Below are 713 nucleotides of genomic sequence, written 5' to 3'. Positions count from 1 at the left end.
GCCGCTGGGTGGGGGCGGCATGGGTTCCGCGCGGTTACGGCCAGCATTAGTCGATGACCTTTGGCTGCAATAGCGGTAGGCGATCACACCGACCAGCAAAAAAATCACCGTGCCCAGGGTGGCGATACAAGCTATAACAGCAGGGGTTGGTGATGCCACTAGCGGTTTTGGTGCGGCAAATGTAGCAAAATCCGGGTCAGAGAAGGTCATTTTTGGTACTTTTGACCCAGTTTCTGGAGGCGTTGTCATTGTGACAGAACCCGAACTGGAAAAGTTCATGGTGCTGCCTGGTCTTGTGGCCGCAGCTGTTGACTCTTTAGCGGCATTTACCGGGCAAACATCACTGTACGACAAATCCAATGCATCCAGAAATTCTGTTCGCGAAGAGCAATTGGCTGTTAACACCCGTGGGTCTGCTTTTTGGCAAAGAAGCTGATCATTGGAGATAGATTCAGTATTCACTTTAATGCCATTGACATAGCTGTTCACCGCCATGGTGTTGGCAACCGTTCCTCCGTAAACCTCCACCACCCCCCCGATTGAACCTCTACTACCCTCGGTTGTGACATTGCTGTTCACCGCCATGGTGTTGACAACCGTTCCTCCGTCAACCAGCCCCCCCCCGATGCCTGCGTCTGCATCATCACCCGAGGTTGTGACATGGCTGTTCACCGCCGTGGTGTTGGCAACCGTTCCGTCAACCCACCCCCCCC

General features: G+C 54.0%; 1 protein-coding gene. It reads right to left on the bottom strand.

What is annotated here, in order from left to right; genetic code table 11:
- The coding region (locus J7438_RS26555; RefSeq protein WP_209279026.1) for a hypothetical protein at window positions 1–713 on the bottom strand (713 nt) is incomplete at both ends.

The sequence above is a fragment of the Thalassotalea sp. G20_0 genome, from assembly GCF_017744175.1.
Lineage (GTDB): Bacteria > Pseudomonadota > Gammaproteobacteria > Pseudomonadales > Endozoicomonadaceae > Endozoicomonas.
The sequence above is the reverse complement of the archived record's forward strand: the minus strand, read 5'-3'. Positions and strand labels throughout refer to the sequence as shown.